Genomic DNA, 14,459 nt, shown 5'->3' on the forward strand with positions numbered 1-14,459 from the left:
CCGCCAGGGGCAGGCGAGCTCGTTCTCCGGCAGCCGCGGCCGAATCTACGGCTCAGCGGCCGGGCAGATGCCCCGGTGCACAGCGGATTTGCGGCTCTCTTACGGGCGGCCCGCGCCCCGCGTCACGAGGGCGTCAACAGCGCCGCCATGGGCGTCAACAGCGCATCAATGCAGGCCCGACGCGGGCGCGCCGGACGCAGAATCGTGAGTACGGGGGCAGGCGACCACCCGTGCTGTGCCCAGGGAGGGTGAGTGGTCACCGCCGCCGGAACAGTGCGCAGTACCGAAGCGGGGGTCTGAGCCGCCGCCGAGTCACGACGCGGAGGCGTCGCGAGCCGTGCCGCCCTGCCCCTCGCCCTGCGCCTGCCGAGCCAGGGAGGTGGCGCATGACCGGATACGAATACCCGCCGCGGGACCGGATCGCCTTGCTCGCCGCGCTCGCGAGCCCGTTCCTGGTCGCGCTCGCGCTCGTGCCCTTCCGTACGGACCTGTCGAACACCAACGCGGCCCTCGTCCTGGTCGTGGTGGTGGTCGCCGTCGCGGCCGTGGGCAGCCGGACGGCGGGCGCGCTCGCGGCGCTGTCGGCCGCGGCATGGTTCGACTTCTTCCTCACCCGCCCGTACCAGCGGTTCACCATCACGGACCCGGCCGACGTCGAGACCGCCGTGCTGCTCCTGATCGTCGGGCTGGCCGTCTCGCAGCTGGCCGCCAGGGCGCGGCGGCTGAAGGTGATCACGGTGACGAACGCAGAGTATTTGTCGCGCGTCCACGACACGGCCGCACTGGCCCAGGTCGCGACCTCGGGCGACGCCGTGGTCGACCACGTACGGCATGAGCTGGTCGAACTGCTGCGGCTGCGCGGCTGCCGGTTCGAGTACGGCACCCTGCTGGGGCAGCCGCCGCGTCTGGAGCAGGACGGCGGCGTGTCCGTCGGCCACCGGCGGTGGGACCTCGTTCGCGCCGGCTGGCCGGCAGGGGAGATCGAACTGCGGGTGAGCGGCGCCGGCCGCTACTACGGCAGATTCCTGCTTGACCCCCTTCCGGGCCCCGTGCCCTCGCTGCCCGCACGCCTCGTCGCGGTGACCCTCGCCGGCCAAGCGGGCGCGGCACTCGACACGGCCGGGCCGATGGTGAAGGACGGCTGACACCCACCGCGAAGCAACCGCGCCCTGCACAGACACCGGAGAGCCCGCGACCCAACCCATGCGCACACAGACACACCTGCGCACGTACGCGCATACGCAATCTTGACGCCGAACTCGTGTGCGACGCGGAACCGAACACCCCCACCCCGGCACTCTTGACGGTGTGACATCAACTCTCCACCTTCGTACGGGACTTGGGCAGCGCTCCCAGCACATGGTGATCTGCGGCGACGACGGGCTCGCGCACCGGCTCGCCGTGACCTTGGACGCCGTGTGCGGCGAGGCCGTCACCGTCGTGCTGCCCTCCCGGCGCGAGGGACACGCGCCGGAGATCGCCGCCCTGCACCGTGATCCGCACTCGCCGATCGAACTGCTGGTGGCCGCGCGCCCGGACGAACAGACGCTGCGCGCCGCCGGGGTGGAGCGGGCCGCCGCGCTCGCCCTGACCTACCGAGACGACCAGGTCAATATGACCGCCGCACTGCTGGCCCGCAGTCTCAACCCGTCCATACGCCTGGTCATCCGGATGTTCCACCGCGAGCGCGGCCACCACCTCGAACGCCTCCTGGACCGGGCCGTGGCGGCGCTCGGCCGGAGCGACGACGCCTCGTTGGACATGTCCACCACCGTGCTGTCCGACACCGATACCGCGGTCCCCGAGCTGGTGGCCGCCGCGGCGGTCGGTCAGGGACACACCCTCCAGGTCGAGGGCCAGGTCTTCCGCGGTGTCGTCCGCCCAGCCCGCACACCGCCCCAACCCGCCGACCTGGCCACCCTGGCCGTGCTCTCCGGCGCCCATCAGGACGACCCGGCGAGCGAGGACAGCGCCGAGACCCCCGGCGAGGAGGGCACCCAGCTGCTGCCCGACACGGTCACCTCGTACCACCGGCAGTTCACCCACGGCCGGCTGATGCTGGAGGAGGTCACTCACCACCACGCGCCCGACGCCCCCGCGCGTGGCCGCCGAGGCTCCGGGGCCTGGCTGCGGGACCGGCTGGCGCATCTGCCGTGGAAGGTGTTCCTCTCCCGCGAAGTCATCGCCGTCTTCGGGGCGCTGGCCGCGATCGTGGTGGCGCTGGCCGCCGCGACCGCGCTCGTCGAGCCCGGTCCACTGTGGAAGTCCGTCTACCTGCCGCTGCTCGACATCTTCACGATGGGCGACCCGGCGACGAACGAGTCCCCCGCCCGCCGGGTTCTCCAGCTCATCGCCGGATTCGTCGGCCTGGCCGTCCTGCCGCTCGTCGTGGCCGCGACCGTGAACGCCACCGAGGCATTCCGCGCCGCCTCGGTGGGGCAGCCGCCCGCCGCCGACCTGGCCGACCACATCGTGCTGGTCGGCCTCGGCAAGGTCGGCACCCGGGTACTGGCCCAACTGTGCACCACCGAGCACCAAGTGGTCGTTGTGGAACGCGATCCGCACGCCCGTGGCGTCGCCCTCGCCCGCGAGCTGGGTGTGCCCCTGCTGCTGGAGGACGCCTCCGCCCCCGGTGTCCTGGACCGGGCCCGTATCCGCCAGAGCAAGTCACTGCTGGTGCTCACCCGCGACGACGGCGAGAACCTGGACATCGTGATGGCTGCCCGGGAGGCGAACCCCCAGGTACGAGTCGTGATGCGGCTCTACGACGACGACTTCGCCGCCACCGTCTCCCGCACCCTGCGCGCCTCCTACCCCGACGCCACCACCCGCAGCCGCAGCGTCTCTGCGCTGGCCGCGCCGTCCTTTGCAGCCGCCATGATGGGCCGTCATGTCCTGGGCGTCATGCCCGTCGAACGCGGCTCCCTCCTCTTCACCACCGTCGATGTCGCCGGCCACCCGGAGCTGGAAGGCCGCTCCATCCACCAGGCCTTCCGCCAGCACCAATGGCGCGTCCTGGCCGTAGGCGCCGTGGCCCCGCCATCGTCCGCCACCTCGACCGACACACTCGGCGGCCTCCACCTCGACCGCCCCGGCTTCGACTGGCGCCCACCACACGGCCGGATCCTGCGTGCGGGCGACCGCGTGGTCCTGGCGTCGACCCGGCGCGGCCTGGACTTTCTACTGACGGGGGGGTGCAGCCTCATCCGACGGAACCGGGCACCTGAGGGGCCGCGACGCAACGGACCGCACCGTACATCGCCTGCCCGCGAGCTGAGCCAAAGTCCTTTTTCGGCCACGCCAAAGCCATCCCCCGCGCTGACGTGCCCTTACGCTCGCCCGCGTGGCCAAAATCGTGGATGCAGTCAAGCGGATACTGATCGGCCGGGCGCTGCCCAGTGAAGGGCTCCACGAGACCCTGCTGCCCAAACGGCTGGCACTGCCGATCTTCGCCTCCGACCCGCTGTCGTCCGTCGCGTACGCCACGCAGGAAATCCTGCTGGTGCTGACGCTGGCCGGCCTGACCTATCTGCATCTGGCCACCTGGGCGGCGGTCGCAGTGGTGTGCCTGCTGGCCGTGGTGGTGCTGTCCTACCGTCAGGTCGTGTACGCCTACCCGTCGGGCGGCGGCTCGTACGAGGTCGTCTCCACCAACCTCGGACCGTCGGCGGGACTGGTGGTCGCCGCGTCCCTGCTGGTCGACTACGTGATGACGGTCGCGGTCTCGGTGGCGTCCGGTGTGGACAACATCATCTCCGCGTTTCCGTCGATCAACGAGTACCGGACGGTGATGGCGGTCGCGTTCGTCGCGCTGCTCGCGACGGTGAACCTGCGCGGTATGCGCGAATCGGGGCGCGCATTCGCGGCTCCCACCTATCTGTTCATCGCCGGGGTGCTCATCATGTCCGCCACGGGGCTGTTCCGCTGGATCGTCGGCGACGCCCCGGTGGCCGAATCCGCCGCGTACGGCATCGAGCCGGCCCCTGGGGACGCCCACCTGGCCGGTCTTGCCCTCTTGATGCTGGGACTGCGCGCGTTCTCCAGCGGCTGTACGGCGCTGACGGGCGTCGAGGCCATCTCCAACGGCGTCCCGGCCTTCCGCAAACCCAAGTCGAAGAACGCCGCGAGCACGATGAGCGCAATGGGCCTGACCGCGATCCTGATGTTCTCCGGCATCACCGCCCTCGCGCTGATCGCGAACGTCCACATCACCGACGACACCTGCCGCCTCACCGGCTTCACCGGCAACTGCGAGACCACACCCCAGCGGACGGTCATCGCCCAGCTCGCCGCCGCGATCTTCGGCGGCCCCCAAAGCGTCGGGTTCTTCTACATCCAGGCCGCCACCGCCCTGGTCCTCGTCCTGGCGGCCAACACCGCCTTCAACGGCTTCCCTCTCCTGGCGTCCATCCTGGCCCAGCACCGCTACCTGCCGCGCCAGCTCCACACCCGCGGCGACCGACTGGCCTTCTCCAACGGCATCGTCGCCCTCGCCGTGGTCGCCGGCGCCCTGCTGTGGGCGTTCCACGCCTCCGTCACCAACCTCATCCACCTCTACATCCTCGGTGTCTTCACCTCCTTCACGCTCTCCCAGACCGGCATGGTCCGGCACTGGAACCGCGTCCTGCGTGCCGAGCCGGATGCGGCCCGGCGCCGGCGCCACCACATCGCCCGCGTCATCAACGCCGTGGGCGCCGTGGTCACCGGCCTGGTGCTGGTCATCGTGCTGCTGACGAAGTTCACCCAGGGCGCCTATCTCGCGGTGATCGCGGCCGTCGTCCTGTGGCTGATGATGCGTGGCATCCGACGGCACTACGACCTCACCGCGGCCGAACTCGCTGTCGCCGACCCGCGGGCCGAGATCGTGCTGCCCTCCCGCATCCATGCCGTCGTCCTGGTATCCAAGATCCACAAACCCACGCTGCGAGCTCTGGCGTATGCCCGCGCCACCCACCCCGACGTCCTGGAAGCCCTCACCGTCGCCGTCGACCGCGACGAGGTCCAGGACCTGCAAACGCAGTGGGATGCGGCCGGCTTCGAAACGCCGTTGAAGACGCTGGCCTCCCCTTACCGTGAGGTCACCCGCCCGGTCGTCGAGTACGTACGTTCCATCGGCCGCACCAGCCCCCGCGACGTGATCAGCGTCTTCATCCCCGAATATGTCGTCGGGCGCTGGTGGGAGAACCTCCTGCACAACCAGTCCGCCCTCTGGCTCAAGAGCCGATTGCTCTTCGCCCCGGGCGTCATGGTCACCAGCGTCCCCTGGCAACTCAGCTCCTCCGAACGCAGACCCCCGCGCCCCAGCGTCCGCGCCCCGGGTTCCGTCCGCCGCGGCGAGCCCGCCCTGACACCCTGGACGACGAAGGACAGCCGCGGACCGGGGTTGGACTCGCCGCCAGGACCGGAAAGGTGATGAGGGGAGCTGAACGGCGATGAGGGCGGACGTCCCACCAGCGTGAGAGCGTGAAACGTCGACGAAGGAGCAGGGCGTATGAGCGGTATCTACCGTGACCGATGGATCGAGTGCACGTCCGACTCCGTCCGGATTCGCGCCTACTACTTCCCCTGGGGGACCAAGACGATCCCGTACCGCTCACTACGCTCGGTCCGCTCCGTGGAGATGGGCCTCTTCAGCGGGCAGGCGCGCATCTGGGGGACCGCGAACCCGCGCTACTGGGCGAGCCTGGACCCGGGACGTCCCTCGAAGAAGGTCGGGCTGATCCTCGACCTCGGACGGTTCGTCCACCCGTTCATCACCCCGGACGACCCCGAAGCCGTGGAAGCCGTCATCCGGGAGCGTGCGAATCTCGGCCCAACGGACGATGACAGCACCCGAGGCCCCGCCCTCTGAGTTGCTGAGCGCCTCGGCCGGCCCGACGCCGGCTGGCCCGGGTCGCGACGGCATCGCGACCCGGGCCAGGGCATGACGAAACTGAGGTGCGGTGCGGGGATCAGCTGTTGAGGCTGGTGTGGTTCCACCAGGCCTGGCGGCCGACCGTGAAGTCGATCGTCGTGCCGGTCCCGTTGATCTTGCCCTGGTACTGCTGCCCCTTCTTCAGCGGGCTCTCGATCAGCTTGTCGTGGGCGTCCTGGATCGAGTCGATGATGAGGGTCGGGACCTTCTTCAGCGTCGCCGCGTCGATGGCCTGCTTGGTGGCGATGGTGATGGCCTCGTCCCAGTTCGGGCGTGCCGCGATCTGGTGCGCGATGTGGATCTCGTCGCCCTCACCGAAGATCAGGTAGGTGAGGTACTCGGGGTAGGGCAGATTTCCGAGCTTGCGGAAGGAGATGACGTCTTCCTTCTTGCACTCCACCGTGGTCTCGGCCGTCGTCATCTGCTCGAACTTCCGCTCGCCGTTCGGCTGAACGATGACCCGCTCCAGATGGACCCTGAACTCCTTGCCGTGCTGCAGCTCCGGGAGCTCGAAGTGGTGCGGGCAGCGCAGCGAGTAGAAGACCCGCTCGTTCTCGTGCTGCGCCAGATCCTTCAGGTACATCTCACGCAGTTCGCCGTTGTCCTTGATGGTGAAGGTGAACACCGCCTGGTAGTTGTGGCCGGACTGCTCGTTGAACAGCGCCAGGTGGTAGAAGAACAGCTTCTTCTTGCCCAGCATCAGGAAGCGGTGGATGTGCTCGTGGGCGGAGTCGGGGGTGGTCATGGTGAGGTCCTGCCTTTCGTTGGGTGGGGGTTCGGGCGGGTGTGCCGCTGGCGCCGGGCCCAGAAGGGGCGGTCGGCCCAGCGGGTCTCCTGGGCGTGCACGGCACGGTGGCCGTGCTGGTAGGTGGTGCGGGCCGTGGCGACCTTCGCCGCGTAGTCGGCCAGGGCCGTCCGGTCGCCGCGCAACCGCGCGTCGACCGCCTGGCCCGCGCTCAGCCCGGTGTAGAGGGCGGTGAGGATGCCCTGGGAGCTGAGCGGGTCGAAAGCGGCCGCCGCGTCTCCGGCGGCCGTCCAGCCGTTGCCGTGCACCCGGTCCAGATGCGCGCTGTGCGCGGGGGCGCGACGGGGTGGCGGCAGGGTGGTGAGCCCGTGTGGGCGGGCCCGGCGGGATACGTGCCGGGTGGCCAGCAGCCGGTCGCGGAACCGCTCGGCGCCGCGTCCGGTGGCAACGGGCAGGTCGGGGTCGGTGAAGTAGGCGACCAGACGCTGCCGGGAGGGCAGCAGGGCGGTGTACCACCAGCCGTCCTGGTCGGACTCCACCAGCGAACGGCCGTCGGTAGCGGTCTGCGGGGCCGGGTCAAGGACGAGATGGAGCGCGGTCAGCCGGTCTCCCGTGCGCCGCCGGGCGCCGGAGCGGACGGCGATCGCGGCGCCCCGCCCGGTGGCGTCCACCACCCAGCGGCAGCGGACCGTACGCTCCCCGCCGCCGGAGCGGTCGCGCAGAACCAGCCGCCAGCTGCCGTCCCGTTGCCGTGAGGGGCGCCGTACGGCCGTGCGCTCGGCGACTTCGGCACCCGCCGCGCGGGCGGCGGCACGCAGCCGCCGGTCGAAGAGCGGACGGTCGAGGTGCCAGCCGTGGCCGTACGGGTCGTTGATGAAGTCCACGGCGTGCAGTTCGGACGAGCCCCAGGCGGACAGGTTGCCGTGGCAGGGCAGATGCCCGGTGCCCAGGACCGGCCCCTCGACGCCGAGGTCGGCCAGGAGCAGCCGCCCCATGGACACCAGTGCCTCGCCGGCCTTGGGCGGGCCGGTGCCGGCGTCGGCCAGCAGGACCGTACGCCCGGCCCGTACGAGGGCGAGCGCGGCGGCGCAGCCGGCCGGGCCACCGCCCGCGACCACGACGTCGTAGGGGGCCGCGGGGCTCACTGGGTGCCGTGGAGGGGGTCGAGCTTCTCCAGGTATCCGGCGGCGATCGCCGCCTCGTCCCGGCCGGTCGCTTCCTTGACCTCCTGTACCGCCTGCTGCACGAGATCTGCCTCGACAGACTCGGCCGGGATGCTCCCGGTCCAGACGCCGGCCGCGGCGGCCAGTTGGGGTACTCCCGCCTCGGGTACGTGGATGTTGATGAGGTTGGCGTCGTCGGGGGCCGGCGGGTATCCGGGGTCGGACTCCACCTGGATGTACTTCGGGAACTTCCCGTCGCCCACGGTGTATTCATGTGTCTCGACGATGCCGAACTTGTACCAGTCGTCGATCATCTGCCGGCGCTGCACGTTGAAGTCCGTACCGGTCAGTCCGCGCAGCCACACCGCCCGGTTCTCGAAGGCCTTCTCCCTGGCACTGTCGTCGGAGCCGCCGCTCGGCTTGGTATTGACGGTGGTGAAGTCCGCTTTCTTGAGCACGTGGTTGGGCATCTGGGCAGGCCAGAAGGTCGGCAGATAAGGGCTGTAACGGGGGCCGAGCCCGGCGCGTACCTCATAGCCGGAACGGCAGCTCGCCGTGTCGCACTGCCAGGGGGCGGCCATCCAGCGGGTGAGGTCGCCCGGTCCCTGCGCGAACAGCGGGCCGTTCTTGCCCAGGGCGTCCTGGAGGCTGAGGACATCGCCGTAATCGCGTTCCGGGTTCTCCGCCGTGCGGTGCAGGATGCGGAAGGGCTCGGAGTACATGGTCTTGTGCCGCATCGGCCAGGTGACTTCGCAGCCCGGGTGGAAGGCGTCGGCGGCGCAGTTCTCCAGCGCGGCCCGGTCCAGCAGGTCCGGCTGTTCGGCGGGGGGCGCCTGGTCCACGTTCGGGTGGCCGGTGCGGGGCGGGCCGGAAGTGAAGTGGCCGTCGGCCCACAGGGCCAGCATCCGGTCCTGGGCGGCGGAGAGCGTGATGTGCTGCCGTACGGAGTTGGGCCTGCTGGACATGGCGTCGCCGTAGAGCCACGGCCAGGGCAGCGGGGACATCCCGTCCCGCGCGTAGTCGCGCATCTGGACGTAGACCTGCCGGCGGAGTTCGCGGCTGGCCTTGCCCGGGTCGGCGAGCCGCTTGCGCATGGCCGGGTCGCGGAAGTGGTGCGGGCCGCTCCAGCCGAACTGGGTCGCGAACCCGTGGTTGACCCACTGCAGATCACAGAACCGGGTCAGCAGCGGTTCGATGTGGTCCGGGTACGAGACCTCCGGCTCGACGGGCAGCGTCTGCTCGGTGACGAACACATCGTGGAGCAGGTCGTAGAGGGTACGGACGGTCTTCACGCCGGGTGCGTAGTGCGGCGGGCCGACCACGACCCAGGCCGGGCTAGCGGTCTTCGTGGCGCCCCCGATGGTGACCTCCGCCGTGACCGGGCCGTCGGAGACGTCGTCGTACCAGGTGTCGTTGTTGGCCACGCCGGAGATCGGCTTCTCGGGTCTGGCGAAGGAGGCCGATTTACCGACGCCGCCGACGACCAGCAGACGGCCGTCGTTCTGGGTGGATGCCGAACCCAGGGGGACCGGCAGATCCATGATCTTCCCGGCGAAGGTGGCGGTCTCGTGCTTCGAGGCATGGATGGTCTGGATGCCGGGGTCGTTGATGAGTTTCTTCCGCGCCGCACCCGTGATGTCGAAGTTCCGTCGGCGCCGCTGGGCGTCCTGCAGGCCGGTGGCCTCGGGGATGTCGAGCGGAATATGGAACTGGTACCAGGCGGCCTTCTTGTTGGCCAGGTGCACCGACCACTTGATCTCGGTAACGCCCTCTTCGCCCAGCTTGAGTTCCCTGACGACCTCGCCCGCCTTGTTGTAGCCGTAGACCCGGAAACGGGCAGCCTGCCGGATGACCTTCCCCGAGCTGTCCTTGTACGAGCCGGGCGGCAGCGCCGGCTGATCCGGAGACTCCGGTCCGATGAAGGGCTCATTGCTGCTGTTGCCGACCCGGGCGATGCCTATGGCGGGGTGGATCTTCACCTGTGCGATCTGCTTGTCCATCGAGGAGCCTTTCACTGGGCAGGTGTGGATGCCCCCGAAGGCCTCAAATGTAGGATCATCAGAGTTCACGTTGCGAAGTCGGCGCGTCACAATGGGTGAATGAATTCACCCGTTTGGGCTGATCTGCGCCCGGATCCGTTCCCTCGCTGTTCACGGGACGTGATGGCGGATGGTGGCTTGGTGGAGTGGGGGCGGGTCAGGCGGGGAGTGGGAGAGTCTGAGGTGTACGGGGAGGGGTGGGCCTCGCTCGCCAGGTAGCCGCCGTGGCCCGGACGCTGTTCGAGGTCGCTCTGGTCGCCGGAGGCGCGGTGATTCCAGGCGATCGCTTCGAGATTCGGGCCTAAAGCCTTGACGGTGCGACGGTGATGAGCCCCTTGTCGCCTACGGACCGGAAGCAGCCGGGAAATCAATCTGAGGCCGATTTTGCGGAACCGCCGCAGGGGGCCGAACTTGGCGCGGCTGACCGTACGGCCCTGGAAACAACTTCTCGATCGTCACCGTGACGCGGCCGTATGCGGGCTCGGCCGCAAATCCGCGTCTCCCACCGATACGTTGCGGCCACCGGCCACCGGCCACCGGCCACCGGCCACCGGCCACCGGCCACCGGCCACCGGCCACCGGCCACCGGCCACCGGCCACCGGCCACCGGCCACCGGCCACCGGCTCTGAACGTCACCGAGTTCTCATGATTCGCCGCATCTCGAGCGGCAGCGCCGCNTCTGAACGTCACCGAGTTCTCATGATTCGCCGCATCTCGAGCGGCAGCGCCGCGGGCTCACCGGCGCGACTGGCAGCCCAACGCCCAACGCCCAACGCCGAAGGAATCGTCCGCCGGGGACGATTCCGCCACGGTGCTCAGCGAGAAGGCTCAGGCCAATCAAGCTCTCCCGACATCGGCGCGATGGGCGGCTGGCAGGGCTTGAGCAGCCACATCACCACTGCGGACGGGCACCTCAAGAGCCGGGCCTACGGCAAAGAGCGGCGGAAGTCCATAAGACGGCTACGACGCCGGTGAGGGCGGCTTGCAACATTCCTCCACAAGCGTTCAGTACCACGAGCGTACGAACCAGGGGCCTGGCATGCAGCGATCCGAGCTAGATCTCAGGCCGGGGTTCAGCGCGGGCAGCGGGCAGGGGAGGGCCGGCACTGTTGCCGATATCTGTGGCACGAGGTGGAGCGGTCCTCCCGAGCGGCAACGCCTCTGGCTCGGCAACCCGGGCACGACCATCACCCGAAGCCCGCTCCACCTATTACGCAAGGGATCCGGTTACGTAAAAGATCCGGCTGTCGCCCGCTCCTGCAGGTGACAGCCGGATAGCAAGCCGAAGGCCAGACTCAGACCTTGGTGAAGCACAACGTGTAGTCGGCGCCCCGACGGCTTGAGAACTGAATGCCGTAGTCGAACTTCGACCCGCATTCCTTGTCGGGGCCATAGAGCCTGTCGCCGGTTTTGTACTCGGCCTCGGTGGAGCCACAGTCGACGATCTCTGGCAGTGGGTCGCCCTGGGGGTCCTGGACCTTGACGCAGTCGCCGATCTGTGGATCGTGCTTCTTGTTCTCCGCGGCCCGCGCGGCTCGCGAGGCCTCTGCCTTGGCTTTGCCACCGTTGGGATTGGTGTTGTAATCCCAGACGTACCAGGCCCCGCCGCCGAAGATCGCCAGGACGATAACGGCGGTGATCAGCGCCCGCAACGGACTCCGCCGAGGTTGCTGCGGCCCGCGCGGCTGCTGCTGCGGGTACCCGTAAGACTGAGGCTGCTGAGGCTGCTGCTGCGGGTACCCATAGGGCTGCTGCGGTTGCTGCTGCGGATAGCCGTAAGGCTGCTGTGGCGGCTGATTCTGGTACGGCGGCGGCGGTGCGGACACGGCTGAGGGTCCCCCATGATTGGCTGCTGAACGAAGATCAACGCGAGGTTGACCGATGCAGGCTACCCTCCTGTGCCTGTCCGCCGATCCGCAGTCCGGTGCGCGGCATCCCGCCTGTTCCCTTGAGCCTTGCGCTGACCGATTCAACCGGCCGCTGGTCGGCTGAAGTGTTCTGTCGCAGTGACGTGGCCGGGCAGCTGATCATGGCAACGTGACCCGGCTACCCGGCCACAAGCGACCGCGGCCGCGCACTTCAGCCGGTTCTGACCTCAGTTGGATCTGACCGCGCTTGCGTGATCCCTACGGCCGGCTGGATGAGGATGCGGGTCCGACGAGCAAGGCGGTTCCGGCTGCCTTTGTCGACGAACCCGGCATCGTCGAGGGGCAAAGGTCAGGAATGCGGACGGCGAGGTTGATCGCCCTGCTCCGCATTCTTCTCCTTGATGCGCGCGGCTTCCTTCCGGACCTCGGCCTGGGTGGCGCGTTCCCGCTGCAGCCAGTCGGGGTTTTCCCTCTTCAAGGCATCGATCTGCTCCGTGGTGAGGGCTTCGGTGACTCCACCCCGCGCGAGACCTGAGATGGAGATGCCCAGCTTCGCCGCGACCACCGGCCGGGGATGCGGGCCGTTGCGTCGCAGTTCCAGCAGCCACTCGGGCGGATCGGCCTGCAGGGCATTCAACTCGGAGCGCGAGACGACACCCTCCTGGAACTCGGCGGGGGTGGCCTCGAGGTACACACCCAGCTTCTTCGCCGCGGTTGCGGGCTTCATCGTCTGGGTGGTCTGGTGCGACGTCATGGTGTCAAGAGTATCGAGCGTGTGCGCTACCTCTGACCACGACCGGTAACCTGGCGGAGTGACAGGCTCGGAAGTATCCCCTTCGTTCCGGCTCGCGTATGTCCCGGGAGTGACGCCCAGCAAGTGGGTGCGGATCTGGAACGAGCGGCTGCCCGACGTCCCGCTGACCCTCATCGCGGTATCCGCCGCCGAAGCATCCGAGGTGTTGCTGGGCGGCGGCGCCGACGCGGGCTTCGTGCGGTTGCCGGTCGACCGGACGGCCCTCAGCGCGATCCCCCTGTACACCGAGACGACGGTGGTCGTGATCCCGAAGGACCACGTCGTGGCAGCGGTCGACGAGGTGTCCGCCGAGGATCTGGCCGACGAGATCATGCTGCACCCCCTCGATGACAGCCTCGACTGGGAGCGACCGCCGGGACAGCCCGCGATCGAGCGCCCAGCCACAACGGCGGACGCCATCGAACTGGTGGCGGCAGGAGTGGGACTCCTCGTCGTCCCTCAGTCACTCGCCCGCCTGCACCACCGCAAGGACCTCACCTATCGGCCGGTCTCGGACGTCCCCGAGTCGCGCGTCGCGCTGTCGTGGCCCGAGGAGGCCACCACCGATCTGGTGGAGGATTTCATCGGGATCGTCCGCGGGCGGACCGTCAACAGCTCACGGGGTCGCGCGCAGACCCCGGCGCAGCCGCAGCGCAAGCGCCCCGATACGGGCGGTGCGCGGCGGAAGCCCACAGCCGGCAAGGCGACCGGCAAGAGCCCACGGAGCGGTTCCGGCGGCCCCAAGGGCGGCAAGCGCGGCAAACCTCGCCGCCGGTCGTAGCTCCGGCGCCGCGCACCGTGACGGCACGGCAAGGTCGTGGGGCTGGGCGAATCGCAGTCGCCTGTGCCGCCCCCGTCCCGTCTCGGCGCGGCGTCTGGCCGTGGCGACGGCGGCAGCGGTCGTCGGCCTGATCCGGGGACCGCTCATGGCGATGGCCGGGGGCGGCGTCTACGGCACCCTGGGGATGGTGTTCTGCCTGCTCGCAGTGGATATCGGCACGTCCATGGCGCTACGTGGGCGGGCACTCCTACGCGGTCGGCCGAACTCGGCGGACGGACTGTCGCAGCTCAACCGTGAGCAATCGTCGAGACCGGTGGGGGGACGTGGTCGACGGTCATCCGGGCCTTCTGGAGATGCCGGCTTTGGCTGTGTTCCGGATGCGCTTGGTGCGGCCGTGCTCGGCGAGTAGCGCGAGTGCGTCGGGGGCGTCGAGACTGTCGGCGATCTTGCGCTGTAGCCAGTCGGATGCGTCGGTCAACGCGCTGGGCGTCCACGGCTGCGCCAGTGAGATCGCTCTGAACAGGGACCACTCGCGGAGTCGCTGGACCAGGAACGGGTGGCGGGCGATCACCTCGGCCATCGACCGGGCCCACGGCTCATACGCATGATCAGGGCAGAGGCTGGCTGCCCGCCTGTCCAGGTGCCTGGCGACGGCGGACTGGGCCATGGCCTGGTCGGGGTCCGTGAGGACCGTACTGACCAGGTCGGGTTCCTCGGTGACGGTTACTTGTGCCAGTGCTTGGAGGTGGGCGGCGAACCGCACGTGCTCTGAAGGTTCGTCCTCGCTGCACGCCTCAACGTTCATGCTGCCTGCTTCTGAGCTTCTGACGCTCGATCAGCGACCCATGCTCGAAGCGGGTACCGACGCGGACCATTGGGACGAGGCGGGCGCCGTTCAGCGAGCGTCGGCGGGCCTGAGCGGCCTCGATCGGATTCGTGGTCAGCGGAGGGATCCAGTGCTCGGTGGGGTGGTCGTAGAACGGCAGTAGCGCGTCCCGGTCTTCGGCAATCTTCGCGACCGCTTGGGGAACTTGGGTCCGTAGGGCCTGGTGGACGGCTCGACAGCCTGCTCGGCGTGTTCGCGGTCCTCGGCATTGTAGATGTGCCGCAGGGCCTTCTCCGTCGCCGTCTGAGCTGACGCGGGCGGCAGTTGAG

11 protein-coding genes are annotated in these 14,459 nt (G+C 69.3%); 5 read left to right on the plus strand and 6 right to left on the minus strand.

Annotation, left to right across the window (positions count from 1 at the left end; genetic code table 11):
• Positions 1-386 precede the first annotated feature (386 nt).
• The 4 genes from DY245_RS16335 (at position 387) to DY245_RS16350 (ending at position 5,851) form a co-directional block, all read left to right on the plus strand.
• Positions 387-1,145, plus strand: coding sequence for a DUF4118 domain-containing protein (locus DY245_RS16335; RefSeq protein WP_128507980.1), 759 nt, complete (start codon positions 387-389; stop codon positions 1,143-1,145).
• A gap of 163 nt (positions 1,146-1,308) precedes the next feature.
• Positions 1,309-3,402 (plus strand): NAD-binding protein, encoded by a 2,094-nt coding sequence (locus DY245_RS16340; protein ID WP_128507981.1) that lies wholly within the window; start codon positions 1,309-1,311, stop codon positions 3,400-3,402.
• Positions 3,344-5,413 carry an APC family permease gene (locus DY245_RS16345; protein ID WP_128507982.1) on the plus strand — a complete coding sequence of 690 codons (2,070 nt, stop codon included), beginning with the start codon at positions 3,344-3,346 and terminating at the stop codon, positions 5,411-5,413. Before DY245_RS16340 ends, DY245_RS16345 begins: the two co-directional genes overlap by 59 nt.
• A 78-nt stretch (positions 5,414-5,491) precedes the next feature.
• A complete protein-coding gene (locus tag DY245_RS16350; RefSeq protein ID WP_128507983.1) occupies positions 5,492-5,851 on the plus strand; it encodes a PH domain-containing protein in 360 nt (119 codons plus the stop codon).
• Between the two features lie 100 nt (positions 5,852-5,951).
• Here DY245_RS16350 and DY245_RS16355 read toward each other — a convergent pair whose 3' ends face one another.
• The 5 genes from DY245_RS16355 to DY245_RS16380 form a co-directional block, all read right to left on the minus strand.
• The gene (locus DY245_RS16355) at positions 5,952-6,659 is read right to left on the minus strand and encodes a hypothetical protein (RefSeq protein ID WP_128507984.1); all 708 of its coding nucleotides are present in this window, start codon (positions 6,657-6,659) and stop codon (positions 5,952-5,954) included.
• Complete coding sequence (locus DY245_RS16360) at positions 6,656-7,804, minus strand: NAD(P)/FAD-dependent oxidoreductase (protein ID WP_128507985.1); 1,149 nt, start codon at positions 7,802-7,804, stop codon at positions 6,656-6,658. The genes DY245_RS16355 and DY245_RS16360 overlap by 4 nt, the downstream gene beginning before the upstream one ends.
• Complete coding sequence (locus DY245_RS16365; RefSeq protein ID WP_128507986.1) at positions 7,801-9,822, minus strand: LodA/GoxA family CTQ-dependent oxidase; 2,022 nt, start codon at positions 9,820-9,822, stop codon at positions 7,801-7,803. The genes DY245_RS16360 and DY245_RS16365 overlap by 4 nt, the downstream gene beginning before the upstream one ends.
• 1,335 nt (positions 9,823-11,157) lie before the next feature.
• Positions 11,158-11,688 carry an LppU/SCO3897 family protein gene (locus tag DY245_RS16375; protein WP_128507988.1) on the minus strand — a complete coding sequence of 177 codons (531 nt, stop codon included), beginning with the start codon at positions 11,686-11,688 and terminating at the stop codon, positions 11,158-11,160.
• 391 nt (positions 11,689-12,079) lie between these two features.
• Positions 12,080-12,484 (minus strand): DUF5997 family protein, encoded by a 405-nt coding sequence (locus tag DY245_RS16380; protein ID WP_128507989.1) that lies wholly within the window; start codon positions 12,482-12,484, stop codon positions 12,080-12,082.
• Positions 12,485-12,542: 58 nt separating this feature from the next.
• Between DY245_RS16380 and DY245_RS16385 the strand changes: the two genes are divergently transcribed.
• Complete coding sequence (locus DY245_RS16385; RefSeq protein WP_128507990.1) at positions 12,543-13,304, plus strand: LysR family substrate-binding domain-containing protein; 762 nt, start codon at positions 12,543-12,545, stop codon at positions 13,302-13,304.
• A gap of 334 nt (positions 13,305-13,638) precedes the next feature.
• Here the strand turns inward: DY245_RS16385 and DY245_RS16390 are convergent, their stop codons facing one another.
• Positions 13,639-14,109 carry a hypothetical protein gene (locus DY245_RS16390; protein WP_128507991.1) on the minus strand — a complete coding sequence of 157 codons (471 nt, stop codon included), beginning with the start codon at positions 14,107-14,109 and terminating at the stop codon, positions 13,639-13,641.
• Between the last annotated feature and the right edge of the window lie 350 nt (positions 14,110-14,459).

Origin of the sequence: Streptomyces inhibens, assembly GCF_003389455.1 — a bacterium.
Classification (GTDB): Bacteria; Actinomycetota; Actinomycetes; order Streptomycetales; family Streptomycetaceae; genus Streptomyces; species Streptomyces inhibens.

Coding starts and splice junctions, on each gene's coding strand:
- DY245_RS16390 (WP_128507991.1), bottom strand. CDS start 14,109: ATGAACGTTGAGGCGTGCAGCGAGGACGAACCTTCAGAGCACGTGCGG.
- DY245_RS16355 (WP_128507984.1), bottom strand. CDS start 6,659: ATGACCACCCCCGACTCCGCCCACGAGCACATCCACCGCTTCCTGATG.
- DY245_RS16365 (WP_128507986.1), bottom strand. CDS start 9,822: ATGGACAAGCAGATCGCACAGGTGAAGATCCACCCCGCCATAGGCATC.
- DY245_RS16350 (WP_128507983.1), top strand. CDS start 5,492: ATGAGCGGTATCTACCGTGACCGATGGATCGAGTGCACGTCCGACTCC.
- DY245_RS16335 (WP_128507980.1), top strand. CDS start 387: ATGACCGGATACGAATACCCGCCGCGGGACCGGATCGCCTTGCTCGCC.
- DY245_RS16380 (WP_128507989.1), bottom strand. CDS start 12,484: ATGACGTCGCACCAGACCACCCAGACGATGAAGCCCGCAACCGCGGCG.